This window comes from Streptomyces sp. NPDC048057, from assembly GCF_040653095.1.
In the GTDB taxonomy this organism is placed as follows: domain Bacteria; phylum Actinomycetota; class Actinomycetes; order Streptomycetales; family Streptomycetaceae; genus Streptomyces.
The window spans coordinates 192,494-217,867 of sequence record NZ_JBEZNF010000006.1 but is presented as its reverse complement, the minus strand read 5'-3'; the positions used below and the strand labels follow the sequence as shown (position 1 = coordinate 217,867).

Genomic DNA, 25,374 nt, shown 5'->3' with positions numbered 1-25,374 from the left:
GTGGGGCACTCCTTACTTCACCTCCAGGCGGAGGATCCGGTCGTCCCTGGCCTCGGGCGAGCCCCGACCATCGGTCTCGTTGGTGATCAGCAGGACCCCGGGGCCGCTTGTGGCGACGACGGTGCGCAATCGGCCGTACTCCGACTTCAGGAACGACTGGGGTGCGGCGGAGGGTTCCCCGCCGGCGAGCGGGATGCGCCACAGCCGCTCTCCCCTCAGCCCCGCCATCCAGATGGAGCCCTGGGCGTACGCGATGCCGCTCGGGGACGCCTCGTCCGTCTTCCACTGGGCCACCGGGTCCACGAAGTCGTCCTTGCCGCCCTTCCCCTCGACGTCGGGCCAGCCGTAATTGCCGCCGGGGCGGATCAGGTTGAGCTCGTCCCAGGTGTTCTGGCCGAACTCGCTGGCCCACAGCCGTTTGTCGGAGTCCCAGGCGAGCCCCTGGACGTTGCGGTGGCCCAGGGAGTAGACGAGGGAGTCGGGGCGGGGGTTGTCCGGCGCGGGGCGCCCGTCCGCGGTCATCCGCAGGATCTTCCCGCCGAGCGACGCCGGGTCCTGCGACAGACCCGTCTGCCCCACCTCGCCCGTGCCCGCGTACAGCATCTTGTCCGGCCCGAAGGCGATCCGGCCGCCGTTGTGGACGACGCCCTTGGGGATGTCCCGCAGGATCGTGTCCGGGGCACCCAACTGCTGCCCCGCGGGGCGCTGTTCGTCGTAGCGCAGTCGGGCGATGCGGTTGTCGGAGTCCGTCGTGAAGTACGCGTACACCTGGCGGTCGGAGGCGAAGTCGGGGGAGACGGCGAGGCCCAGCAGCCCGCCCTCGCCATTGGCCGCGACGCCCGGGACGGAGCCGATCTGCGTCTGCTTGCCGCTCTCCCCGTCGACGCGGGTGATCGTGGCCTCGTCGCGCGAGGCGACCAGGACGTCCCCGTCGGGCAGGGCGACCGCGCCCCACGGGGACTTCAGCCCTTCGGTGACCGTCCCCGTCACCTTCACGGAGCCCTGCGCCGGCGGACCCGTCGGCGACGGGGAGCCCGACGCGGCACCGGCCGGACCGGAAGCGGAGGTCGAACCGGGGTCGCTCGGCGTCCCGTCGCCGTCGGACGAGCACGCGGTGGCCAGCAGCAGCACGGCGGTGGCCACAACGGCCGTCGCGCCAGGACGTCGCACGATCACGATCCCTTCGTCGGATGGGCGGATGACTACCCTTCTTACACCGCCCGGGCCCGAACGGTTCCCGATCGCACGTTCCCGGCCAGCGTCCCGCCGCCGGGAGGCGCCGCTCAGTCCCAGGAGCCCAGCGCCGCCGGCAGCGCCGCGATCTCCGCCTCGTCCCGCTCCGTGAGACGCAGCCCCGCCGCCCCGGCGTTCTCCACGGCCCAGCTCTCGCGCTTGGCGCCCGGCACGGGCACCACGTGCCCCCCGCGCGCCAGCACCCACGCGAGGGCGACCTGCGCCGGCGTGGTGTCGGGCCCGTGCCGCCGGGCCACCCGCCGCAGCCCGGCGACCACCGGCTGGTTCGCCGCCATCATCTCCGCCGTGAAACGGGGATGCCGGGCCCGCGGATCGTCCGGCTCGAAGCCCTGCCCCGGCGTCAGCGTCCCGGTGAGGAACCCGCTGCCCAGCGGCATCGCCGCCAGGAAGCCGACGCCCCTCGCCTCGCACCACGGCAGCAGCCGCTCCAGGGCGTCCGGCGACCACACCGACAGCTCCGCCTGCACCGCTGCCACCGGGAACACCTGCTGCACCCGCTCCAGCAGCCGGATCGTTTTGCCGTACGGCCCCGCGTGCGCGAGTGGGTGCGCCGTACCGCGCCGGGGCACCCGGGCGTCGTCGGCGCCCGTCGCACACACCCCGAGCGCCCGCACCTTCCCCGCCGTCACCAACTCCGCCATCGCGCCCCACGTCTCCTCGACGGGGACCTCCGGGTCGGTCCGGTGCAGTTGGTACAGGTCGATCACGTCCGTCTGGAGCCGCCGCAGCGAGGCGTCGCACGCCCGTCGCACGTACCCGGGCCGGCCGTTGGCGACGACGTGCTGGTCACCCACCAGGAGTCCGACCTTCGTCGCCACGAACGCGTCCGCCCGCCGCTCCTTCAAGACCCGGCCGAGCAGCAGCTCGTTGGTGAACGGTCCGTACATGTCGGCGGTGTCCAGCAGGGTGCAGCCGGCGTCCAGGGCCGCGTGCACCGTGCGCAGGGAACGGTCCCCGCGTTGCTGGGAGGTGGCGTACGCCCAGCTCATCGGCATACAGCCCAGCCCCACCGCGCCCACCCGCAGCGCCGCCGCGCCGATCGTCCTGCGCTCCACCCGCCCGTACCCTCCGCTTCCTCGTCCGTCGCCGGACGCCCACCAAACTAACCAACCCCGACCGTTTCTCCACCTCCAGCCCGTCAAGATCGACAAGACGCGGCCTACCGTGGTGACCATGACTTCCGACGTGTGGCTGCCCATACCGGCCGACGAGATCGAGGGCCTGCCCCAGGCCGCCGACTCGGGCCTGACCTACCGGCTCTGGGACGGCGGCGAGGACTTCCCCGCCGACCCGGCCGACTGCGTCTTCTACACGGTCCCCTACATGTCCGGTGCGCAGACGGCCACCCGCCCGCTGCCCGCGATGTCGTCCGTCAGGGTCGTGCAAACACTCTCCGCAGGGACCGACAACGTCGAACCCGGGCTCGGAAGCCTGCCTTCCGGCGTACGCCTCTGCAACGCCCGCGGGGTGCACGAGGCGTCCACGGCCGAACTGACCCTCGCGCTCGTCCTCGCCTCGCTCCGCGGCTTCCCCGGCTTCGTCAGGGGCCAGGATGCCGAGGAGTGGCGCTCCGGCTTCTACCCCGCGCTCGCCGACAAGTCGGTGCTGATCATCGGATACGGGGCGATCGGGGCGGCGATCGAGGACCGGCTCGCACCCTTTGAGTGCGCGCGCGTGGAACGCGTCGCGCGCTCCCCGCGCACCACCGAGCGCGGTGCGGTGCGCCCGTTCACCGATGTCCCCGCCCTGCTCCCCGAAGCCGATGTGGTGATCCTGTCGGTGCCCCTGACCGCCGGGACGAAGGGCCTGGTGAACGGGGCGTTCCTGGCGGCGATGAAGGACGGCGCGCTCCTGGTGAACGTCGCTCGCGGCGCCGTCGTCGACACCGGGGCACTGCTCGCCGAGGTGACGAGCGGACGCATCACCGCGGCGCTCGACGTCACCGACCCGGAGCCGCTGCCCGTCGGGCACCCCCTCTGGCACGCGCCCGGAGTGCTGATCAGCCCCCATGTCGGCGGATCCACCTCGGCGTTCATGCCGCGCGCCCGGCGGCTGCTGGCCCGTCAGCTCACCCGCTTCGCGGCCGGCGAACCGCTGGACAACGTCGTCCGCACCACCGGCCCCACGGCGTAGCGCCGGGAGATCGTGGGCAGGGTCGGACCGTACGGTTCGCGCCATCCGGCCCTCCGGTCCGACCCCGTCACAGCCGGAAACGCTGCGAAGTCCTCCGATCGCCCAGCGCGTCGACCCGCTCGACCATTGTCACGGAGAGTAGAGGGGCTATGTCCCTGAGTGACCATCCTGGTGTAAAGTCCCGACTTGGGGGTTGCACCCAGCATGGGGCGGTGCGGTGGCGCAGCCTGACTGACGATTGGATTCCGAGGGGGGCGACGGGCGATGCACGGCCAATGGACCAATGATCCAACGCGGCGGGGATGTCGTCGACGACACCCGGGGTCTCCTCGGGGAGCGGGACGGTGAGCGCCCAGGAGGCGCTGGCGGTCGGCCGGATGGCGTCCGACGGCGCGCAGGGGCTCCTCGCCCCCCTCCTCCTGGCCCTCCTCTGTATCGGTTACGCCGTGGGCGCCGCCGTCGGCTGGGGCTCCCGCGAACTCGCACTGATCATGGGCGACTTCGGGCTCAGCGCCGCCGCCCTGATCGCCGCGGTCTCGTGCTTCTGCTACGCGCGCCAGGTCTCCCCGCGGCGCAGGCCCGCGTGGCTGCTGTTCGCGCTCTCCTCCCTCATGGCCTCCCTGGGCAACGGCGTCTGGGGGTGGTACGAGGTCGTCCTGGACCGTCCGGTGCCCAGCCCCTCGACCGCGGACGTGTTCTTCCTCTGCTTCGCGCCGCCCGCCATCGTGGGTCTGCTCGTCCTCGCCAAACGCCCCGTCACGCGGGCCGGTTGGGTCTGTCTGGCGCTGGACGCCTGGCTGATCGGCGGCTCCCTGCTGACCATCTCCTGGAGCCTCGCCCTCGCCCACACGGCGACCGTCCAGGGCGAGAGCGTGGCGCCCGCCGCGCTCTCCCTGGCGTATCCGATGCTGGACATCGTGCTGGTCAGCATGGTGCTGGCGCTGCACTTCCGCCGCTCGGCCGGCAATCGCTCCGCGGTGCACACCGCGGTCGCCGCGCTCGCGCTCACGGTGGTGTCGGACGCGCTGTTCACCTCGCCGCTGCTGCGTGAGACCTACAGCTCCGGGCAGCTCCTGGACGCCGGCTGGTTCGCCGGATCGCTCCTGCTGGCGTACGCCCCGTGGGGCGTGCCGCGGCCGACCGAGACGGTCAGACCGCCGCAGCCGCGCCCGCCCACCCGCCCCGTGGCCGGTTCCCTGGCCGCCCTCACGCCGTACCTGGCCGCCGCGGTCTGCACCCTGGGGATCCTGTACAACGTGGTCGAAGGGCGCCGGGTCGACCGGGTCGTGGTGATCACCGCGTGCACCGTCGTGCTCGCCCTGGTCGTACGCCAGGGGATCATGCTCCTCGACAACATCGCGCTCACCCACGAACTGGCCCAGAAGGAGAACCACTTCCGCTCCCTGGTCCAGGGGTCCAGCGACGTGATCATGATCGCCGCGCCCTCCGGGGTGCTGCGCTACGTCAGCCCCGCGGCCAACGGGGTCTACGGACGGGACGCGGAGGAGCTGATCGGCTCCGAGCTGGCCTGTCTGGTCCATCCGCAGGACCTCGGCCGGGTCGTCCACGAGGTGAGACGGTTCCTGGCCGCGCCACCGGCTGAGGAGCCCACCACCCGGATCGAGTGCCGCTTCCGCTCCGGCGCCGGCGAATGGCTCAACGTGGAGTCCACCGTCAACCGCCACCAGGGCGGGCTGCTCTTCAACAGCCGGGACGTCACCGAGCGGGTCCGGCTCCAGGCCCAGCTCCAGCACAGCGCCGAGCACGACCCGCTCACCGACCTGCCCAACCGGGCGCTGTTCACCGAGCGGGTGCGCCAGGCCCTGTCCGGCCGGCGCTCCGGCGACGCCGGCACCGCCGTGCTCTTCATCGACCTCGACGGCTTCAAGGGCGTCAACGACCGCCTCGGCCACCAGGCCGGGGACGAACTGCTCATCGCCGCCTCGGGCCGGCTGGCCGAGTCCCTGCGGGCGGGGGACACCGCCGCCCGCCTCGGCGGTGACGAGTTCGCCGCCCTGATCGCCGGCGACGGCACCCGCGACCGGGTCACCCGCGAGGCCCAGGTCGTCGAGATCGCCGACCGGCTGCGGCTGACGCTCTCCCAGCCGTATCGCATCGACGGTCAGGACGTCCGCGTGGCCGCCTCCATCGGGGTGGCCTTCGCCGAGCCCGGCTGCGGCCCCTCCGACCTCATGCGCAACGCCGACCTCGCGATGTACCGGGCGAAGGCCGGCGGCAAGGACCGGGTCGAGCTGTACGTACCGCAGATGCAGGCCGAAGTGGTCCGCCGCACCGAGCTGGCCGCCCGGCTGCGCAGCGCCCTGCACGAGGGCGAGTTCGCGCTGCTGCACCAGCCCGTGGTGAACCTGGCCACCGGCCGGATCGACGCCGTCGCCGCCCAGGCCCGGTGGCGCTCGGCCCAGGGCATCCTCTTCACGCCCGCCGAGTTCCTCCGGGTCTCCGACGACGTGGACCGCGCCGCGGAGCTGGGCCGCTGGCTGCTGGAGGAGTCCGTGGCGCAGGCCGCCGAGCGCGGCCGGCACGGCCACTGCGTCCCGGTGTCCGTACGGATCTCCGCGCGTCGACTGCTGGACCGGTCGCTGCCGCTCGGCAGCATCGAGGGCCTGCTCACCCGGCACGGCCTGCCGTCCGGTTCGCTGATCGTCGAGCTGTCCGACAACGACCCCCGGATCTACCACGACCCGCGGAACTCCTTCGACGACCTGGAGCAGCGCCTCGTGGCGCTGCGTCGACTCGGGGTGCGGATCGCCCTGGACGGCTTCGGCAGCGGCCACGCGGCCATCAACGCCCTGCGCCGGCTCCCGGTGGACGTGCTGAAGCTGGACCGGGGGCTGGTCGACGGCGTCGTGGAGTCCGCCCGACTCCACAAGATCACCAGCGGGCTGCTGCGGATCGCCAACGACCTGGGGATGCAGTCCGTGGCCGAAGGGGTGGACTCCCCGGAGCAGGTGCTCGCCCTGCGGGCCATGGGGTGCAGCCACGGCCAGGGGATGGCCTTCTCCGGCGCCCTCGACGAGTACCGGCTGCGGCGCGCCCTGGTCAGGGACGACTTCACGGTGCCCGGTGCGATGGCGCTGCCCGCCCTGATGGGCGGCGCGGCCGGCGGCTCCTTCGGCATGGGGCGCGGTTCGCACAAACCACGGCTCACATGATGAGACGTGCATCCCACGGGCTTGACAGTGATAGCGCGTCGGGGAGAGGGTCTTTGCCATGCGCACCCGAATTCTCGTACTTGGACAGCGCGTCGGCTGAGCGGGATCCTCACCAAGGACCCCGCGGACTCCTCCCGACGCGCTCCCCTCGCTTGCCTGACGGCACGAGGGGTTTTTTGTTGCATCGGCACCGGGCGCCGTACCGGCGCCAACCACCGCAAGACCGAGCAAAACCGAGTAGGCCGGTAACGCCCGGCGACCCCCCGAGCGGCGAACCGACCAGACCGGCAGCACCACCCGCAGCACCCTCCAGCAATCCCTCTGCTTCGAGAAGAGAATGCCGATGACCGAGCAGGCCACCGGGGCCCACCATCCCCAGCCGCGCGCCCGTGGCGGCGGGCAGCAGACCCCCGCAGTCGAGCACGTGACAGGTGCGCAGTCCCTCATCCGCTCTCTTGAGGAAGTGGGTGCCGACACCGTCTTCGGTATTCCCGGTGGTGCCATCCTCCCCGCGTACGACCCGATGATGGACTCCACCCGGGTCCGCCACGTCCTGGTCCGCCACGAGCAGGGCGCGGGGCACGCCGCGACCGGATACGCCCAGGCCACCGGCAAGGTCGGGGTCTGCATGGCCACCTCGGGCCCCGGCGCCACCAACCTGGTCACGCCGATCGCCGACGCCCACATGGACTCCGTCCCGCTGGTCGCGATCACCGGCCAGGTCGCCTCCCACGCGATCGGCACGGACGCCTTCCAGGAGGCGGACATCGTCGGCATCACCATGCCGGTCACCAAGCACAACTTCCTGGTCACCAGGGCCGAGGACATCCCGCGCACCATCGCCGAGGCGTTCCACATCGCCTCCACCGGCCGCCCCGGGCCCGTCCTCGTCGACATCGCCAAGGACGCCCTCCAGGCCAAGACCACCTTCAGCTGGCCGCCCTCCCAGGACCTGCCCGGCTACCGCCCGGTCACCAAGCCGCACGCCAAGCAGATCCGCGAGGCCGCCAAGCTGATCGTCCAGGCCAAGCGCCCGGTGCTGTACGTCGGCGGCGGCGTCCTGAAGGCCGGCGCCACCACCGAGCTGAAGGTCCTGGCCGAGCTCACCGGAGCCCCCGTCACCACCACCCTGATGGCGCTGGGCGCGTTCCCCGACAGTCACCCGCTGCACGTGGGCATGCCGGGCATGCACGGTTCGGTCACCGCCGTCACCGCGCTGCAGAAGGCCGACCTGCTCGTGACCCTCGGCGCCCGCTTCGACGACCGCGTCACCGGCAAGCTGGACAGCTTCGCCCCGTACGCCAAGGTCGTCCACGCCGACATCGACCCGGCCGAGATCGGCAAGAACCGCGCCGCGGACGTCCCGATCGTCGGCGACGCCCGCGAGGTCATCGCCGACCTCGTCCAGGCCGTCCAGGCCGAGCACAGCGAGGGCCACACCGGCGACTACACCGCCTGGTGGAAGGACCTCAACCGCTGGCGCGAGACCTACCCCCTCGGCTACGACCAGCCCGAGGACGGCAGCCTCTCGCCGCAGCAGGTCATCCAGCGCATCGGCGAGCTGGCGCCCCCGGACACCATCTACGCGGCCGGCGTCGGCCAGCACCAGATGTGGGCGGCCCACTTCATCAACTACGAGCAGCCCGCCACCTGGCTGAACTCCGGCGGCGCCGGCACGATGGGGTACGCCGTCCCGGCCGCCATGGGCGCCAAGGCCGGCGCCCCCGACCGCACCGTCTGGGCCATCGACGGCGACGGCTGCTTCCAGATGACCAACCAGGAACTCACCACCTGCGCGCTCAACAACATCCCGATCAAGGTCGCCATCATCAACAACGGCGCGCTCGGGATGGTCCGCCAGTGGCAGACCCTCTTCTACAACCAGCGCTACTCCAACACCGTGCTGCACTCCGGCCCCGGAGCCACCGGCAAGGAGCCCAGCGCCGGCACCCGCGTCCCGGACTTCGTCAAGCTCTCCGAGGCCATGGGCTGCTACGCCCTGCGCTGTGAGTCCCCGGACGAGCTGGACAAGGTCATCGCCGAGGCGAACGCGATCAACGACCGCCCCGTCGTGATCGACTTCATCGTCCACGAGGACGCCATGGTCTGGCCGATGGTCGCCGCCGGCACCTCGAACGACGAGGTCATGGCCGCCCGCGGGGTCCGCCCCGACTTCGGCGACAACGAAGACGACTGAGCGAGCAGAGAGAGACGGAAGACCCACGTCATGTCAACCAAGCACACGCTCTCCGTCCTGGTGGAGAACACCCCGGGCATCCTCGCCCGGATCGCCGCCCTCTTCTCCCGCCGCGGCTTCAACATCGACTCGCTCGCCGTCGGCGTCACCGAGCACCCCGACATCTCCCGCATCACCATCGTGGTCAATGTCGAGGGCCTGCCCCTGGAACAGGTCACCAAGCAGCTCAACAAGCTGGTCAACGTCCTGAAGATCGTCGAACTGGAGCCCAGCGCTGCGATCCAGCGCGAGCTCGTGCTGGTCAAGGTCCGGGCGGACAACGAGACCCGGTCCCAGATCGTCGAGATCGTCCAGCTCTTCCGCGCCAAGACCGTCGACGTCTCGCCCGAGGCCGTCACGATCGAGGCCACCGGCTCCAGCGACAAGCTGGAGGCGATGCTCCGGATGCTGGAGCCCTTCGGCATCAAGGAGCTGGTCCAGTCCGGCACGATCGCCATAGGGCGTGGCGCCCGGTCCATCACCGACCGGTCCCTGCGCGCCCTGGACCGCACGGCCTGAGGCCGTACCGCCCGCGCACCCCCGCCCGGATCGCGAGACCCCCGGGCGCCCCGCCCCCTCCCCGCCGTACGGTGGGACGCACCATCTGCACCCCAAGGAGATATCCCAGTGGCCGAGCTGTTCTACGACGCCGACGCCGACCTGTCCATCATCCAGAACCGCAAGGTCGCGGTGATCGGCTACGGCAGCCAGGGCCACGCCCACGCGCTGTCGCTGCGTGACTCCGGCGTCGACGTCCGCGTCGGTCTGCACGAGGGCTCCAAGTCCAAGACCAAGGCCGAGGAGCAGGGCCTGCGCGTCGTCACCCCCGCCGAGGCCGCGGCCGAGGCCGACGTCATCATGATCCTGGTCCCGGACCCGATCCAGGCCCAGGTGTACGAGGAGTCCATCGCGCCCAACCTCAAGGACGGCGACGCGCTGTTCTTCGGGCACGGCCTGAACATCCGCTACGGCTTCATCAAGCCCCCGGCCGGCGTCGACGTCGCCATGGTCGCCCCGAAGGGCCCGGGCCACCTGGTCCGCCGCCAGTACGAGGAGGGCCGCGGCGTCCCGTGCATCGCGGCGGTCGAGCAGGACGCCTCCGGCAAGGCGTTCGAGCTGGCGCTGTCGTACGCCAAGGGCATCGGCGGCACCCGCGCCGGCGTCATCAAGACCACCTTCACCGAGGAGACCGAGACCGACCTGTTCGGCGAGCAGGCCGTGCTCTGCGGCGGCACCGCCGCGCTGGTCAAGGCGGGCTTCGAGACCCTGGTCGAGGCCGGCTACCAGCCGGAGATCGCGTACTTCGAGTGCCTCCACGAGCTGAAGCTGATCGTGGACCTGATGTACGAGGGCGGCCTGGAGAAGATGCGCTGGTCGGTCTCCGAGACCGCCGAGTGGGGCGACTACGTCACCGGCCCGCGGATCATCACCGACCAGACCAAGGTCGAGATGAAGAAGGTCCTCGCCGAGATCCAGGACGGCACCTTCGCCAAGAACTGGATGGACGAGTACCACGGCGGTCTGAAGAAGTACAACGAGTACAAGACGCAGGACGAGAACCACCTGCTGGAGACCACCGGCAAGGAGCTGCGCAAGCTCATGAGCTGGGTCGACGACGAGGCGTGAGCCCGTGGCGAAGGGCCGTGACACCCCGGGGAACGGGGGCGTGACGGCCCTTCGCCGTCGTTGACCACTTCGTCCACCCACGGACGGGTGATCCTGCCGAGAAGGCGCAGGACCGCCCTCCCGGCACCACTACACTTCTGAACAACACGCGTCAGGCCCACAGTGTCGTGCGTCTTCCACGCGGCTAGCCCCTCCACCGCCTGCGGCCGTCGGGACGGCCGACTCCCGCCGTGGCTTTGCGAGCCCGTGCGGCATCTTTGGACTTGTGAGGACTCACGTGAGCGCTGAGCTTGCTCGTAAACCCGTCGTACTGATCGCCGAAGAGCTGTCGCCCGCCACCGTGGACGCGCTCGGTCCGGACTTCGAGATCCGGCACTGCAGCGGCGGAGACCGCGCGCAGCTGATCCCCGCGATCGCCGACGTCGACGCGATTCTCATCCGTTCCGCCACCAAGGTCGACGCCGAGGCGATCGCCGCCGCGAAGAAGCTCAGGGTCGTCGCCCGCGCCGGCGTCGGCCTGGACAACGTCGACGTCTCCGCCGCCACCAAGGCCGGTGTGATGGTGGTGAACGCGCCGACGTCGAACATCGTCACCGCCGCCGAGCTCGCCTGCGGCCTGCTGATCGCCACCGCCCGCAACATCCCGCAGGCCAACACCGCCCTGAAGAACGGCGAGTGGAAGCGCTCCAAGTACACCGGCGTCGAGCTGGCGGAGAAGACCCTCGGCGTCGTCGGCCTCGGCCGCATCGGCGTGCTGGTCGCCCAGCGGATGTCCGCGTTCGGGATGAAGGTCGTCGCGTACGACCCGTACGTGCAGCCGGCGCGCGCCGCCCAGATGGGCGTCAAGCTGCTCTCGCTCGACGAGCTGCTGGAGACCGCCGACTTCATCACGGTCCACCTGCCCAAGACGCCGGAGACCGTGGGGCTCATCGGCGACGAGGCGCTGCACAAGGTCAAGCCGACCGTCCGCATCGTGAACGCCGCGCGCGGCGGGATCGTCGACGAGGAGGCGCTGGCCTCGGCGCTGAAGGAGGGCCGGGTCGCCGGCGCGGGCCTGGACGTGTACGCGAAGGAGCCGTGCACGGACTCGCCGCTGTTCCAGTTCGACCAGGTCGTGTGCACCCCGCACCTCGGTGCGTCCACGGACGAGGCGCAGGAGAAGGCCGGTATCGCGGTGGCCCGTTCGGTGCGCCTCGCGCTCGCCGGCGAGCTGGTGCCGGACGCGGTGAACGTCCAGGGCGGCGTGATCGCCGAGGACGTCAAGCCCGGGCTGCCGCTGGCCGAGCGGCTGGGGCGGATCTTCACCGCGCTCGCCGGCGAGGTCGCGGTCCGCCTCGACGTCGAGGTGTACGGTGAGATCACCCAGCACGACGTCAAGGTGCTGGAACTCTCCGCGCTCAAGGGCGTGTTCGAGGACGTCGTGGCGGAGACCGTCTCGTATGTGAACGCGCCGCTGTTCGCCCAGGAGCGCGGGGTGGAGGTGCGGCTGACCACCAGCTCCGAGTCGCCGGACCACCGCAACGTGGTCACCGTGCGCGGCACCCTCGGCGGTGGCGAGGAGGTCTCGGTCTCCGGCACGCTGGCCGGCCCGAAGAACGTCCAGAAGATCGTCGGCATCGGCGAGCACGACGTGGACCTGGCGCTCGCCGAGCACATGCTCGTGCTCCGCTACGACGACCGTCCCGGTGTCGTCGGCACCGTCGGCCGCATCCTCGGCGAGGCCGGTCTGAACATCGCGGGCATGCAGGTCTCGCGCGCGGAGGAAGGCGGGGAGGCGCTGGTGGTGCTGACCGTCGACGACACCGTGCCGCAGCCGGTGGTGGCGGAGATCGCCGCGGAGATCGGCGCGGTGTCGGCCCGTTCGGTGAACCTGGTCGACTGACGCGTTTCGCGTACGCGCGTCCGATGCGTGCGCTTGGGGCCCGGCCCGCCACGGTTGGTGGGCCGGGCCCCGGTGTTTTTCGGGCCGGCGAGATGTCCGGCGTGGCCCCCTGTGCCGCCTGACGCACCCGCCGAAACTCCGCAGAAGTGCCCTGCGGGCACGGGGGGCCTCCGCCTACGCCCAGAGGGCGGGGGGGGGAGAGGACCCCAGCGCCCCTGTTTTGCTGCCCCCGCCATTTGTCTGCGGGCTGCAGGTGGAGGTCACCAGGGGCGCGGGGAACTGCGCGACAAGCCACAAAGGGGCCGCAGAGGCCAATCACCGCGCACCCGTGACGGTGCTCTGCGCCCGCCCCAGGCAGCTCGCGCTAAAGGCGCGCCGCCTTCAAGGCCATGTGCAGCAGCAGGCGGTCCTCGCCGATCGCGAGGTCCAGGCCCGTGAGCTGTTCGACGCGGGAGAGGCGGTAGTACAACGTCTGGCGGTGGATGCCGAGGGTGGCGGCCGTGCGGCCCGCCTGGCCCGCGCAGTCCAGGAACACCTCGGCGGTGCGCGCCAGCTCGCGGTGGGCGGGGGCGAACAGGGGGCGTACCGCAGGGTCGTCGGCGGCGGGGCCGTCGGCCAGCGAGGTCAGCATGCGGTACGGGCCGATCGCGCCCCACTCCGCCACCGGGGGCGACCCCGGCTCCGCATGGGCGGCTCGGGCCGCGGACGCCGCCTCGTGCCAGGCGGCGTTCAGCTCGGTCAGCCCGGTGCGCGGGGCGGCGATCCCGGCGGTCAGGTCCCGGGCGGTGCCGATCAACTGGTCAGCCAGGGTCAGCGCGGGGCCGGTGGCGTCCGCGGCCCGCAGCCGCACCAGGACGGCGAGCACCCGGGTGGTCGCGGGCGCGGAGCCGCCCTTCGCCGACGGGGGCGCCGACTGCGCGCGCCGCGGCAGCAGCCAGGGCACGGTCACCGTGCACAGCGCCGACACCCCCGGCAGCGACCGCGCCGACGGGGCGTCCGCCGCCGGCCAGGGCGCCACGCACAGCACCGCGTGCGGACCGCCCTCCGCCCCTCCCAACGCGGTCCGCAGCGCCGCGACGGCCATGTCGTACTGCCAGCCGCGCTCCGCGGTCAGCACCGCGCGCAACTCGCGCGCCAGGTCGGCGTCGGCGCGCTCCTCGTCGGCCAGCAGCACGCCGATGCGGGCGGCCACCTCCATGGCGGCGGCGAGCTGCGCATCGCTGGGGCCCGGGGTGGTGTCGAGCAGCCAGACGTACCCGAGGACGACACCCCTATGGCGTACGGGAAGGCACAGCCGGTCGCGCAGGACGCCCGCGTCCGGGGCGGCCGGGATCCGCACCGGGCCGGTCGCCCGGGCGATGCCGAAGCCCTCGAACCAGGCACGGACCGCGGGGGTGGACGTGCGGGTGAGGATCGAGCGGGTGCGCACCGGGTCCAGCGCGGACTCGTCGAACCCGCCGTCGTGGACGCCGAACGCGATCAGCCCGAAGTCGCGGTTCTCCAGCGTCGCGGGGGCCCCCAACAGGGCCGAGATCTCGTCGACGAGGTCCTGGTAATCGCCCTTCACCCGGACATTCTGGCACGCTCGCCCGCTGCCTTCAGACAGGTGTCTGAGATCTCGGCCACGGATGCGTGACAGCTGTCGATGGCTGAGGATCGGAGCGATCCCTAGATTTCACGGTGGTTCTTCGTGCCGTTCCGGACCGTCTTCCCCGCGGTCCGGGTCGGCCTGCTCGTACATCTTCGTGGAGGTCCCCGTGCTGGGTCCCGTGATCCTCGCCGCGTCGCGCAGCGACCGGATGCGTCGCATCATTTCGGCAGCCCCGATCACCAAGCCTGTGGTGAATCGTTTCATTGCCGGTGAGTCGGTCGAGGAGACCGTGCCCGTCGTCGTGGACAGTGCGAGCCGCGGTCTTGAGGTCACCCTCGACGTCCTCGGCGAGGACGTCACCGACCCGGTCGAGGCGCTGCGCGCCCGCGACGCCTACCTGGAGCTGATCGAGGCGCTGCGCCCGCTCGGCCTCGGGGAGCGCGTCGAGATGTCGGTGAAGCTGTCGTCGTTCGGCCAGGCGCTGGCCGGCGGCCACGACCTGGCCCTGAAGAACGTCACCCCGGTCGTCGAGGCCGCCGCCGAGATCGGCACCACGGTCACCCTCGACATGGAGGACCACACCACCGTCGACTCGACGCTGGCGATCCACGCCGACCTGCGTCAGCGCTTCCCGCGCACCGGCGCCGTCGTCCAGTCGTACCTCTTCCGCACCGAGGACGACTGCCGCATGCTCGCCGAGGCCGGTTCGCGCGTACGGTTGGTGAAGGGCGCCTACAAGGAGCCGGCGTCCGTCGCCCACCAGGACAAGGCCGAGGTCGACAAGGCGTACGTCCGCTGCCTGCGGATCCTGATGGACGGCGAGGGCTACCCGATGATCGGGTCCCACGACCCGCGCATCATCTCCATCAGCCAGGAGCTGGCCCACCGGGCCGGCCGCAAGCTGGAGGACTACGAGTTCCAGATGCTCTACGGCATCAGGGAGGCCGAGCAGCACCGGCTGGCCGCCGAGGGACACCGGATGCGGGTGTACATCGCCTACGGCACCGACTGGTACGGCTACTTCATGCGCCGGCTCGCCGAGCGCCCCGCCAACCTGGCCTTCTTCCTGCGCTCGCTCGCCAGCCGCGGCTGAAACCCCCAACCGATCCACGAACGAAGGAGTTGTCGGCACCCATGGACGCCGTAACCCAGGTCCCCGCGCCGGTCAACGAGCCGGTCCACTCCTACGCGCCCGGCAGCCCCGAGCGAGCCCGCCTGGAGGCGAAGCTCAAGGAGCTGGCCGAGAACCCGATCGAGCTGCCGATGACGATCGGCGGCGTGCGGCGGATGGGCGGCGGCGAGCGGGTCGACGTCGTGCAGCCGCACAACCACAAGGCCGTGATCGGCACCTTCGCCGGCGCCACCCAGCAGGACGCCCAGGACGCGGTCGACGCCGCGCTCGCCGCCGCTCCGGCCTGGCGCGCGATGTCCTTCGACGACCGCGCCGCGATCATCCTGCGCGCCGCCGAGCTGCTGGCCGGCCCCTGGCGCGAGACGCTGGCCGCCTCCACCATGCTGGGCCAGTCGAAGACCGCCCAGCAGGCCGAGATCGACACCCCGTGCGAGCTGGTCGACTTCTGGCGCTTCAACGTCGCCTACGCCCGCCAGATCCTCGCCGAGCAGCCGCCGGCGAACTCCCCGGGCGTGTGGAACCGGATGGACCACCGTCCGCTGGAGGGCTTCGTCTACGCGATCACCCCCTTCAACTTCACCGCCATCGCGGGCAACCTCCCCACCGCCCCCGCCCTGATGGGCAACGTCGTGGTGTGGAAGCCGTCCCCGACGCAGACGCACTCCGCCGTGCTGCTGATGCAGCTCCTGGAGGAGGCGGGCCTGCCCAAGGGCGTCATCAACCTGGTGACCGGCGACGGCATCGCCGTCTCCGAGGTGGCGCTGAACCACCCCGACCTCGCGGGCATCCACTTCACCGGCTCCACCCGCACCTTCCAGCACCTGTGGAAGACGGTCGGCAACAACATCGAGAAGTACCGCTCCTACCCGCGGATCGTCGGCGAGACCGGCGGCAAGGACTTCGTCGTCGCGCACCCGAGCGCGGACCGCGCGGTGCTGAAGACCGCGCTGACCCGGGGCTCCTTCGAGTTCCAGGGCCAGAAGTGCTCGGCGTCCTCCCGGGCGTACGTGCCCGCCTCGATCTGGAACTCCGGCTTCAAGGAGGAGTTCGCGGCCGAGGTCGACGGGATCAAGATGGGTGACGTCACCGACCTGTCGAACTTCATCGGCGCCGTCATCGACGACCGGTCCTTCGCCAAGAACAAGGCCGCGATCGACCGCGCCGCGGCCGACCCGACCTGCGAGATCGTCGCGGGCGGCAGCTACGACGACTCGGCGGGCTACTTCGTCCGCCCGACCGTCATCGTGTGCACGGACCCGGAGAACGAGGTCTTCACGACCGAGTACTTCGGCCCGATCCTCGCGGTGCACGTGTACGACGACGAGTCGCCCGAGGGCTACGACGCCGTGCTGGACCAGATGGAGTCCGTCTCCGCGTACGCCCTGACCGGCTCGGTCATCGCGAACGACCGTGCCGCCGCCGCGCACACGATGGAGAAGCTGCGCTACGCCGCGGGCAACTTCTACGTCAACGACAAGTCGACCGGTGCGGTCGTCGGCCAGCAGCCCTTCGGCGGCGGTCGGGCCTCGGGCACCAACGACAAGGCGGGTGCGCCGCAGAACTTGATGCGCTGGACGCTGACCCGCGCCATCAAGGAGACGCTGGTGCCGCCGACCGAGTACGGCTACCCGCACATGGGCTGACCCCGCGGGCTCGACGGAGCCCCGGGGCGCTTCCCCCCCCAAGACACCGCCCCCGTTCCGGCCCCCACGCCGGTTCGGGGGCGGTTTCCATTGCCCGGCCGAGCACCCCGCACGGGGCCGGCCGCTCACTCCTCGGGCGGCGTCTCCGCGAGGCGCTTGATCGCGTGGAGGCGGGAGTCCCAGTCGGAAGCCACCCGGGCCATCCAGTGGGCCGCCGCGTTCAGCCGCGCGGGCAGCACCGTGAACTGCGCCTCGCGGCCCGAGCGCCGGCCCGTCACCAGTCCGGCGCGGCTGAGGACCCCGAGGTGCTTGACGATCGCCTGTCGGCTGACGGGCAGTTCCCTGGCGAGGGCGGTGGCGGTCGCGCTGCCGTGGGTGGCGAGCGCGTCGAGTATCCGCCGTCGGGTGGGGTCGGCGAGCGCCGACAGCACCTCGGACATGGCGTCCGCCGTGTCGAGCGGGGCGGCTCCCGCCGCCGGCTCGCCCGTGCCTGTAGTCATGGCTCGATTCTCGCCCCTAGGACCCCGCGTCTTCGCAGTTGCCTCCGGTCACCCCGTCGGTCCGCCCCGTCGCCCCCGTTTCGGCGTAGGTCTTGATGTTGACGACCTGGCCGGCCCAGCCGCCTTCGTGGCTCTCGTACGAGGCCGTCTCCACGCTGTCCGCGGGGACGTCGAGCGTGGTGAAGCCGGTCTCGACGACGGTGAGGTGGGTGCCTTCGCCGTCCGGGACGAGGGTGAACTCCACCAGGGTCGAGTTCCCCTCGACGGCCTGTTCGCCGGGGTGGGCGGCGGCCCACCGGTAGACGAACCGGTGCGGCGGGTCCACCTCGACGATGGTGGTCGGGAACGTCCCGTACTCCCCGTGGTCGAGGAGCATCGTGCCGCCGGGCCGCAGGTCCACCGGGGTGGGCTCGCCCTGCCCGAACCAGTTCCCCACGTGCTTCGGCTCGGTGAGCACCGCCCAGACGCGCTCGGGCGACGCCGCGATGGTGATCTCCTTCTCGATCCGGTCCCGCTCCGGGGCCGCGGTGTCGGTGCCGTCGGGGGCCTTGGAGTGCTGGATCTCGCTCATGGTGGGCTCCTCGTGTCGTGCTGTCGTACCTGATGTGCTACCTCATGGTTGCATGTCGACATTCATCATGCAACCGCACGGTTGCACTTCTCGCGCTGTCGCGCCCCGAGAAGGGGCCGTCGGCGGTGCGGTGGTTGACTTGTGGGGTGTTCGTACTCCTGCCGGGAACCGGACTCGTGCTACCGCACCGCGCGGGCACGCTGCGGTTCGGCATGAGTGAGTACGCGGCCCAGTGGGCGGTCTCGATCATCTGCGAGATCCACGTCTTCGGCGGTGCCGGCGCCGACTGGGCGTTCACCGGGGACTACCTGGGCCTCACCCTCACGGCGCGCGGCGAACGCGGTGCGCCGCGCGGCGCGCGCGGGGGAGGGCTCGGTTACGTGGAGGTGGCGCGGGAGCCCGCGGACGCGAGCGGCGCGGAGCCGATCGGGCCCGCGCTGGTGCCGGTGGTGCACCGGGGCGTGGACCTCTTCGGACGCCCGAGGGTCGAGGTGGTGGCGCACCTGCCGCGGCAGGCCCGCGTTGACCACGGCATCGGCCGACCAGGCGGCTACCTCCAGGCGATCGGGCTGCACGGCCCCCGCGACCCGTGCCGTACGGGCGCGGGAGCCAGATGAGGACCCGTACCCGTCGGGCGCGTTGTCAGCGCCAGCCGGCCACGATCAGGGAGAGCCCGACGGCGAAACCGCCGCCCAGCAGAACCAGATACAGCGGATAGAAGCGGCGGTAGCGCCGCAGCAGCACCCCGAGCGCCGCGAAGGCGAGGCCCACGGTCAGGGTGCGCGAGCCCCGGGCGGCTGCGGAGGCCGCCAGCCAGTCGTCCCTGGGGACCTCCGCGCGGCCGGCCTCGGCCGCGTACACCTTGAACGGGACACCGTTCCACGGCTGTTGCGCCACCGCGTCCGCACCCCGTACGGACAGCGCGTGCCGGACCTCGACGCGCATCCGGTCCGTGGTGAGCGGCGCCGGCGGGGCGACGCCGAAGGCCGCGAGTTCGAGCGCCAGCAGCGAGCCGGCGAGGCTGCCCGCGAGAGCGGTCACCGACAGCCGCAGGGCTGCCGCCGGCGCCGCGAAACAGGCCGCACCCAGCAGGAGTTCCGGCATCAGCGGCCAGCTCAGCGCCTCCGCGAAGGCCCACAGGAAGGCGATCAGCAGCCCCCAGCGACCGGCGGCGACGGCTGCGACGCGCCGTCGGGCGGTCGAGTCCCGCAGCGCCTCCGCGCTGGTGCGGCGGTGCAGCCGGGCGACCGCGTCGCGCGCCACCTCCGGCGTGACCGTCGGCGGCAGCGGCGCACCGATCCGCACCCGTACGAGCGAGGCACGCAGCCGACCGTGCTTGGGCAGCAGCCGGTCCGTACCCGCGATGCCGACGGGCACCACCGGGACCCCGGCCTCGGCGGCCAGCACCAGGGCACCGCGGTGGAACGAGCCGAGCGCACCGTCCGCGCCGCGCGTCCCCTCCGGGAACAGCACGACCGCGCGCCCCGCCCGCAGGTCGTCGGCCATGGCCAGCAGATCGCCCAGACCGCCGCCGGTGCGGCGGACCGGGAAGCCGGCGGCCAGCCGGCGGCAGATCCGGCTGCGCCACCGCGAGGCGAACCAGTAGTCGGCCGCCGCGCCGATCGCCGGGGCGTGCCGGGCGTCGAGCGCGGCGAGCAGGGCCGCGGTGTCGGCGTGCGAGGAGTGGTTGGCGACGACGACGCAGCCGCCGCGCGGCAGCCGCCCGCGGCGCTCCACGCCACCGGTGAGGGTCAACACGCACCACCACAGGGCGCGTCGGAGCGCGGAGGCGAGCCTGGAGCGGGGCGGCGCCCACGACCGTGCGTCGGCGGGGTCGGCGGTCTTGTCGGCCGTGGTGGCATCGCCCGTACGGGTCGCGGGCGCGTCGTTCCCGGCGGTCATCCGTGCGTCCTCCTCCGTCGCCCGGCGTACGGATCCGGTCGCCAGCGCCTTCCTTGAAGCGGTGTCCGCCCCGACCGCGGGTCTCATCCGGTCACCACCGCAGCCAGCAGCAGCGCGGGCAGCAGGGAATCGATCCGGTCCAGCAGACCGCCGAAGCCCGGCAGCCAACTGCCCGCGTCCTTGACGCCCGCCTCCCGCTTGACCATGGACTCCAGCAGGTCGCCGAGTACGCACCCGGCGAGCACCGCCGCCCACAGAGCGGGGGAGAAGGCGCCGACTGCCAGCAGCACCAGGCCCGTGGCGACGGCCGCGCCCGCGACCCCGGCCCACGTCTTGTTCGGCGACAGCGGGGACAGCGGACGGGCCAGCGGCCCGCGCCGCCCCAGGGCCGTACCGCCGCACCAAGCGCCCACGTCGCCCAGCGCCACGGCGAGGCCCACCGCGACCGCGGTCTCGCCGAGCGTCACCAGACCGGTGAGCGACAGCGGGATCCACAGCAGTCCGAACGCGGTGCGCGCGGCCCGGGTGAAGCCTGAAGCAGCGTCACCCGACAGCAGCGGGGGCACCGCTGCGGCCAGCAGCAACAGGCCCGCGGCCCGTGCGTCCAGCGCCCCCGGCGCCAGCCACGCCAGCGCCGGCAGCCCGACCGCCGCGGCCAGCAGCACCGCGCGGTCGGCGCGCGCGAGGCCCGCCATGCGCACGTACTCGCCCGCCGCCACCACCCCGAGCAGCGCCGCCAGCGCGAACGCCCCGCCCGCGCCCAGGAAGAGCGCCCCGAGGAACACCGGCGCCGCGATCGCCCAGGTGCGCCAGCGCCGGCGCAACTCGGCCCGCATCCGGATCCGCGCGGGCAGTGCGGCGACCGCGAGGCCGCCCGCCCCCAACGCCCCCGCCACCAGCGGCAGGGCCCGCCCCACCGCCTCGCCGGCGACCACCGCTGACGCGCTCATGCGCCCAACTCCCGCCACAGCCGACCCAGTCGCACCATGGCGGTCAGCGCGGAGCCGACCGCCAGCACGATGAGCACCGGCACCGCCCAGCCCGTCGCCGCGGCCACCACCGCCAGCAGACAGCGCTCCGTCTTGCCGACCGGACCGCCGTTCAGCCGGGGTGCGCCCGCGGCGGCGCCCGCCAGGGACACCCAGGACGGCAGGGTGGCCGCCAGCGCGGCGACGCCCACCAGCCACAGCGGCGCGAGGGCGAGGAAGCTTGCCAGCACCACCAGGTCCGCCGCCCGGTCGCCGAGTTCGTTCAGCAGCGCGCCGCGCCGCGTGGTGCGGCCGGTGTCCCGGGCCAGGGCGCCGTCGAGGTTGGCGAAGGCGAGCCGGGCCGCGAGGAGGGCGGCGACGGGGAGCGCGGCGAGCGGCGCGGGCAGCCAGGCGAGGGCCGCGGCGGCGCCCGCGGCGGACGCGACGCCCGCGGCGGTGAGCGCGTCGGGCGACACCCCGCGCCGGGCGAGCGCCCCGCGGATCCCGGCGAGCCGGGTCGCGTACCAGGGCTTGAGAGCGTAGAGGCCGTTCATGCCGTCCACTCTTCTCCGCCGGCCGCAGCCCCACCACGGACCGGGTACTCAGTTGGAAAATGAGTACGTACCCGGCGGATCGCCTGGAAGTCTGGGCCCCATGCCCCACACTTCCACCACCACGCCCGCCGGTACCGAAGCGCGCGTCCTGCACACCTTCCAGCTCGCCCCGGCCGAACTGACCGAGATCCGCGCCCTGATGGACGAGGCGTTCGAAGGGGACTTCTCCGACGAGGACTTCGACCACGGCCTCGGCGGCGTGCACGTCCTGATCCACGGCCCGGACGGCCGACTGGTGGCCCACGGCTCGGTGGTCATGCGCCGGGTCGCCCACGGCGGCCGTTGGTACCGCGTGGGATACGTCGAAGCCCTGGGCGTCACGGCCGCGCTCCAACGCCAGGGGCTCGGCGGGCGGGTGATGGCCGCCCTGGAGCAGGTCATCGAGCGCGCGTACGACTTCGGCGCGCTGTCGGCCTCCCCGGAGGGCGCGGGCCTGTACCGCGCGCGCGGCTGGTCGCCCTGGCCGGGCCGCATCGAAGGCGTCGGCCCCGAGGGCATCGTGCACTTCCCCGACGACGAGGGCTCCACCTACGTGTGGGGCGCCGTCCCCGCCCGTGAGGGCGCGCTCAGTTTCGACTGGCGCGACGGCGACGTGCTCTGAGGCGCCCGAGCACCTGAAGGTGCTCGGGGCCGTCGACCCCCCAAGGCGGCGCTGACGGCCAACCGGGTGAGACGATCATGGCTTCGCCAACCCCATCTGACCTGCGGGTTCCATGATCTCCGTCTCAGATAGTAGGAAGCCCAACTATTTGTAGAGACAGCGACGCTTCGCTGCCCTACTTTTGTAGGAGCCGAACGCCTCGCTCGATCCAGCGAACGGCGGTTCGCGCCCGTGCCACAGCCAGGTCACCCCTGGGGCAGGCGCACCGCCCCGCCCGGCGCCTCGAAATCCCCGCGATCTCAAGGAGTCGATCCACCATGTCCGCACCGAGCGTCCGCCGCGTCCGCGTCCGTCACGTCCGCACCACCGAGTCCGACCGGAAGAACGCCGCCGCTGCCCTCCAGCGCGCGCTCGACCGCCGGGACAACGGCGGTTCCCCCAGCCTGTGACGACGGGCCGGCCGTCCCGTCGGATGGCCCCTCTGTCCAAAAGCTGGACAGTCCGTGTCATGGGGTGGGACACCCAGTAGGGTGCCCCCATGCCCCGCAGCCTCAACATCGCAGTGATCCCCGGTGACGGCATCGGCCGAGAGGTCGTCGCCCAGGGCCTCAAGGTCCTGACCTCCGTCCTCCCGCAGGACGTGAAGCTGGAGACCAAGGAGTACGACCTCGGCGCCCAGCGCTGGCACCGCACCGGTGAGACCCTTCCCGACGAGGAGCTGGCGGCCCTCAAGGAGCACGACGCGATCCTGCTCGGGGCCATCGGCGACCCCTCCGTGCCCTCCGGCGTCCTGGAGCGGGGACTGCTCCTGAAGCTGCGGTTCGCCTTCGACCACTTCGTGAACCTGCGCCCCTCGAAGCTCTTCCCGAACACGGCGACCCCGCTCGCAGGCCGGCCCGAGATCGACTTCGTCGTCGTGCGCGAGGGCACCGAAGGCCCGTACACGGGCAACGGCGGCTCGCTGCGCACCGGCACGCCCGCCGAGGTCGCCACCGAGGTCAGCCTGAACACCGCGTACGGCGTGGAGCGCGTCGTCCGTGACGCGTACGAGCGGGCCAACTCCCGTCCCCGCAAGAAGCTGACGCTGGTCCACAAGAACAACGTCCTGGTGTACGCCGGTCACCTGTGGAAGAACATCTTCGACCGGGTCGGGCAGGAGTACCCCGAGGTCACCACCGACTACCTGCACGTCGACGCCGCGACGATCTTCTTCGTCACCCAGCCGGAGCGCTTCGACGTCATCGTCACCGACAACCTCTTCGGCGACATCCTCACCGACCTGGCCGCCGCCGTCACCGGTGGCATCGGCCTGGCGGCCTCCGGCAACATCAACCCGACGGGCACCTTCCCGTCGATGTTCGAGCCCGTCCACGGCTCCGCGCCCGACATCGCGGGCACCGGCAAGGCCGACCCGACGGCCACGATCCTCTCCGTCGCCCTCCTCCTGCGCCACCTCGGCTTCGACGTCGAGGCCGGCCGCATCGAGGAGGCCGTCTCCGCCGACCTGGCCGAGCGGGACGACACCTTCCGCACGACGGACGAGATCGGCGACGCGCTCGCGGTACGCGTAGCGACCTGACCCGACGACTCCACCACGAAGCCGCCGGGTCGCCAAGCGCCCGGCGGCTTCCTCTTGCGCGGCCCCGGGTGCACTGTTCGACCAGTCAGCACCCCGGACCGCACATTCCCCCCGTACCACCCGTTTCGAGCACGCCCCCCGGGAGCGATAATCGAAGCCGGGCCGTGGCCCACGGGATTGCTCGGACGTCCTAGTACCACGAGCGGGCGTGTGCACGGTCCGACCAACCAACGGTGAAGGACACAGCACCCATGACGACGCCCACGATCGAGTTGAAGCCCTCCTCGAACCCGCTCTCCGACGCCGAGCGCGCGGCGATCCTGGCCGACCCCGGATTCGGCCGCCACTTCACCGACCACATGGTGACGATCAAGTGGAGCGAGGGGCTGGGCTGGCACGACGCCCAGCTCACGCCGTACGCGCCACTCTCGCTCGACCCGGCGAACATGACCCTGCACTACGCCCAGGAGATCTTCGAGGGGCTGAAGGCGTACCGCCGTCCCGACGGCTCCGTCGCCACCTTCCGCCCCCAGGCCAACGCCGAGCGCTTCCGCACCTCCGCGCGCCGGCTGGCGATGCCGGAGCTGCCGGTCGAGACCTTCGTCGCCGCCTGCGACGCCCTGGTCCAGGCGGACAAGGCGTGGGTCCCGGCGCACGGCGGCGAGGAGTCGCTCTACCTGCGCCCGTTCATGATCGCGGCCGAGGCCGGCCTCGGCGTGCGTCCGGCGAAGGAGTACCTCTTCGTCGTCATCGCCTGCCCCGCCGCCGCCTACTTCCCCGGCGGCATCAAGCCGGTCTCCGTCTGGCTCTCGGAGAACTACGTCCGCGCCGTCCCCGGCGGCATGGGCTTCGCCAAGACCGGCGGCAACTACGCCGCCTCGCTGCTCGCCCAGGCCGAAGCCGCCGAGAAGGGCTGCGACCAGGTCGTCTGGCTGGACGCCCTGGAGCACAAGTGGGTCGAGGAGATGGGCGGGATGAACCTGTACTTCGTGTACGGGAACAAGATCGTCACCCCCGAGCTGACCGGCTCGCTGCTCGCCGGCATCACCCGTGACTCGCTGCTCGCCCTCGCCGAGGACTTCGGGTACGAGGCCGAGGAGGGCCGGATCTCCACCGAGCAGTGGGCGCGGGACACCGCGAACGGCACGCTCACCGAGGTCTTCGCCTGCGGCACCGCCGCGGTGATCACCCCCGTCGGCCGGGTCAAGTCCGAGGGCGCCGAGTGGGTCCAGGGCGACGGCACGCCCGGCGAGGTCACGATGAAGCTCCGTGAGGGCCTGCTGGACGTCCAGCGGGGCGTCGCGGAGGACCGGCACGGCTGGATGCACGAGCTGGGCTGATCCCCGAGGATCCCGGGCCCGCGTCATGCCCCCGTCCTCGCGCCGCGAGGACGGGGGCATGACTGCGTCACCACGACCGCCAGGACCACGGCGGGCAGAGCGGGACGCCGAGCTGGCGGAGGCGATCCGGCTGCGGGAGCGGGGCGACCCGGCGTCGCAGGAGGAGGCCCGCCAGCGACTCCTCGTGCTCTCCCGCCGGTGGCCGGAGGACGCCGAGGTGGCGTACCAGACCGCCTGGGCGCACGACGTCCTGGAACGGGAGGCCGAGGCGGTGCCCCACTACCGCCGCGCTCTGGCGGGCGACGGGCTCACCCCCGCCGACCGCTGCGAGGCCCTGCTCGGACTCGGCAGCACCTACCGGGTGCTCGGTCGGTACGAGGAGGCGGAGGCCACGCTGCGGGAAGCCGTCGCCGAGTTCCCGGACCACGGCGGGCTGCGGGCGTTCTGGGCCATGGCCCTCCACAACACGGGGCGGTACGAGGAGTCCGTACGGCTGCTCCTCGAACTCGTCGCGACCACCAGCGAGGATCCCACCGTGCGGGAGTTCGGCCGGGCGATCGCGTACTACGCCGCCTACCTCGGCCGGACCGTCGACTGACGCCGCAGTTTTTGAGCGCTGCTCGAAAAAG

At 72.2% G+C, this 25,374-nt stretch carries 22 protein-coding genes; 14 read left to right on the top strand and 8 right to left on the bottom strand.

Annotated elements, in window-relative coordinates; genetic code table 11:
- Window positions 1–12 precede the first annotated feature (12 nt).
- Complete coding sequence (locus AB0E05_RS09170) at window positions 13–1,170, bottom strand: PQQ-dependent sugar dehydrogenase (RefSeq protein WP_361960923.1); 1,158 nt, start codon at window positions 1,168–1,170, stop codon at window positions 13–15.
- 113 nt (window positions 1,171–1,283) lie between these two features.
- Entirely contained in the window at window positions 1,284–2,309 is a 1,026-nt protein-coding gene (locus tag AB0E05_RS09165; protein WP_361960921.1) for an aldo/keto reductase, read from the bottom strand.
- Between the two features lie 118 nt (window positions 2,310–2,427).
- On the opposite strand from AB0E05_RS09165, the gene AB0E05_RS09160 reads away from it, so the two are divergent.
- The 6 genes from AB0E05_RS09160 to serA all read left to right on the top strand — a co-directional run bounded on the left by AB0E05_RS09160 (window position 2,428) and on the right by serA (window position 12,304).
- Window positions 2,428–3,387 (top strand): 2-hydroxyacid dehydrogenase, encoded by a 960-nt coding sequence (locus AB0E05_RS09160; protein ID WP_361960919.1) that lies wholly within the window; start codon window positions 2,428–2,430, stop codon window positions 3,385–3,387.
- A 377-nt stretch (window positions 3,388–3,764) separates the two neighbouring features.
- Window positions 3,765–6,560 carry an EAL domain-containing protein gene (locus tag AB0E05_RS09155; RefSeq protein ID WP_361961077.1) on the top strand — a complete coding sequence of 932 codons (2,796 nt, stop codon included), beginning with the start codon at window positions 3,765–3,767 and terminating at the stop codon, window positions 6,558–6,560.
- 337 nt (window positions 6,561–6,897) lie between these two features.
- The gene (locus AB0E05_RS09150) at window positions 6,898–8,757 is read left to right on the top strand and encodes an acetolactate synthase large subunit (RefSeq protein WP_361960917.1); all 1,860 of its coding nucleotides are present in this window, start codon (window positions 6,898–6,900) and stop codon (window positions 8,755–8,757) included.
- A 30-nt stretch (window positions 8,758–8,787) separates the two neighbouring features.
- Entirely contained in the window at window positions 8,788–9,315 is a 528-nt protein-coding gene (ilvN, locus tag AB0E05_RS09145) for an acetolactate synthase small subunit (RefSeq protein ID WP_361536977.1), read from the top strand.
- Window positions 9,316–9,423: 108 nt separating this feature from the next.
- Window positions 9,424–10,422 carry a ketol-acid reductoisomerase gene (gene ilvC, locus AB0E05_RS09140; protein ID WP_361960915.1) on the top strand — a complete coding sequence of 333 codons (999 nt, stop codon included), beginning with the start codon at window positions 9,424–9,426 and terminating at the stop codon, window positions 10,420–10,422.
- Between the two features lie 277 nt (window positions 10,423–10,699).
- Complete coding sequence (gene serA, locus AB0E05_RS09135; RefSeq protein WP_361960913.1) at window positions 10,700–12,304, top strand: phosphoglycerate dehydrogenase; 1,605 nt, start codon at window positions 10,700–10,702, stop codon at window positions 12,302–12,304.
- A 364-nt stretch (window positions 12,305–12,668) separates the two neighbouring features.
- On the opposite strand, the gene AB0E05_RS09130 is transcribed toward serA, so the two are convergent.
- Window positions 12,669–13,871 (bottom strand): helix-turn-helix domain-containing protein, encoded by a 1,203-nt coding sequence (locus tag AB0E05_RS09130; protein WP_361960911.1) that lies wholly within the window; start codon window positions 13,869–13,871, stop codon window positions 12,669–12,671.
- A 190-nt stretch (window positions 13,872–14,061) separates the two neighbouring features.
- On the opposite strand from AB0E05_RS09130, the gene AB0E05_RS09125 reads away from it, so the two are divergent.
- Together AB0E05_RS09125 and pruA are read left to right on the top strand one after the other, a co-directional pair.
- The gene (locus AB0E05_RS09125; RefSeq protein WP_361960909.1) at window positions 14,062–14,988 is read left to right on the top strand and encodes a proline dehydrogenase family protein; all 927 of its coding nucleotides are present in this window, start codon (window positions 14,062–14,064) and stop codon (window positions 14,986–14,988) included.
- Between the two features lie 41 nt (window positions 14,989–15,029).
- A complete protein-coding gene (pruA, locus tag AB0E05_RS09120; protein ID WP_361960907.1) occupies window positions 15,030–16,670 on the top strand; it encodes an L-glutamate gamma-semialdehyde dehydrogenase in 1,641 nt (546 codons plus the stop codon).
- 125 nt (window positions 16,671–16,795) lie between these two features.
- Here the strand turns inward: pruA and AB0E05_RS09115 are convergent, their stop codons facing one another.
- Together AB0E05_RS09115 and AB0E05_RS09110 are read right to left on the bottom strand one after the other, a co-directional pair.
- Window positions 16,796–17,110 (bottom strand): metalloregulator ArsR/SmtB family transcription factor, encoded by a 315-nt coding sequence (locus AB0E05_RS09115; RefSeq protein WP_361961075.1) that lies wholly within the window; start codon window positions 17,108–17,110, stop codon window positions 16,796–16,798.
- A 76-nt stretch (window positions 17,111–17,186) separates the two neighbouring features.
- Entirely contained in the window at window positions 17,187–17,741 is a 555-nt protein-coding gene (locus tag AB0E05_RS09110) for an SRPBCC family protein (RefSeq protein WP_361960905.1), read from the bottom strand.
- Between the two features lie 146 nt (window positions 17,742–17,887).
- Here AB0E05_RS09110 and AB0E05_RS09105 point away from each other — a divergent pair, with 146 nt between their 5' ends.
- A complete protein-coding gene (locus AB0E05_RS09105) occupies window positions 17,888–18,358 on the top strand; it encodes a hypothetical protein (protein ID WP_361960903.1) in 471 nt (156 codons plus the stop codon).
- Between the two features lie 25 nt (window positions 18,359–18,383).
- On the opposite strand, the gene AB0E05_RS09100 is transcribed toward AB0E05_RS09105, so the two are convergent.
- Genes AB0E05_RS09100 through AB0E05_RS09090 form a run of 3 tightly spaced genes read right to left on the bottom strand, consistent with a single transcriptional unit; the run spans window position 18,384 to window position 21,165 of the window.
- Window positions 18,384–19,730 carry a lysophospholipid acyltransferase family protein gene (locus AB0E05_RS09100; protein ID WP_361960901.1) on the bottom strand — a complete coding sequence of 449 codons (1,347 nt, stop codon included), beginning with the start codon at window positions 19,728–19,730 and terminating at the stop codon, window positions 18,384–18,386.
- A complete protein-coding gene (locus AB0E05_RS09095) occupies window positions 19,727–20,593 on the bottom strand; it encodes a phosphatidate cytidylyltransferase (RefSeq protein ID WP_361960899.1) in 867 nt (288 codons plus the stop codon). Before AB0E05_RS09095 ends, AB0E05_RS09100 begins: the two co-directional genes overlap by 4 nt.
- Window positions 20,590–21,165 carry a CDP-alcohol phosphatidyltransferase family protein gene (locus AB0E05_RS09090; protein WP_361960897.1) on the bottom strand — a complete coding sequence of 192 codons (576 nt, stop codon included), beginning with the start codon at window positions 21,163–21,165 and terminating at the stop codon, window positions 20,590–20,592. The genes AB0E05_RS09095 and AB0E05_RS09090 overlap by 4 nt, the downstream gene beginning before the upstream one ends.
- 100 nt (window positions 21,166–21,265) lie before the next feature.
- Between AB0E05_RS09090 and AB0E05_RS09085 the strand changes: the two genes are divergently transcribed.
- The 5 genes from AB0E05_RS09085 to AB0E05_RS09065 all read left to right on the top strand — a co-directional run bounded on the left by AB0E05_RS09085 (window position 21,266) and on the right by AB0E05_RS09065 (window position 25,343).
- The gene (locus tag AB0E05_RS09085) at window positions 21,266–21,826 is read left to right on the top strand and encodes a GNAT family N-acetyltransferase (RefSeq protein WP_361960895.1); all 561 of its coding nucleotides are present in this window, start codon (window positions 21,266–21,268) and stop codon (window positions 21,824–21,826) included.
- 317 nt (window positions 21,827–22,143) lie between these two features.
- Window positions 22,144–22,275: a hypothetical protein gene (locus AB0E05_RS09080; RefSeq protein WP_361536953.1), complete on the top strand. Its 132-nt coding sequence runs from the start codon at window positions 22,144–22,146 to the stop codon at window positions 22,273–22,275.
- An 89-nt stretch (window positions 22,276–22,364) separates the two neighbouring features.
- The gene (locus AB0E05_RS09075; RefSeq protein ID WP_361960893.1) at window positions 22,365–23,405 is read left to right on the top strand and encodes a 3-isopropylmalate dehydrogenase; all 1,041 of its coding nucleotides are present in this window, start codon (window positions 22,365–22,367) and stop codon (window positions 23,403–23,405) included.
- Window positions 23,406–23,656: 251 nt separating this feature from the next.
- On the top strand, window positions 23,657–24,745 hold the full coding sequence (locus tag AB0E05_RS09070; protein WP_361960891.1) for a branched-chain amino acid aminotransferase: 1,089 nt from the start codon (window positions 23,657–23,659) through the stop codon (window positions 24,743–24,745).
- Between the two features lie 58 nt (window positions 24,746–24,803).
- A complete protein-coding gene (locus AB0E05_RS09065; protein ID WP_361960889.1) occupies window positions 24,804–25,343 on the top strand; it encodes a tetratricopeptide repeat protein in 540 nt (179 codons plus the stop codon).
- Window positions 25,344–25,374: the final 31 nt, after the last annotated feature.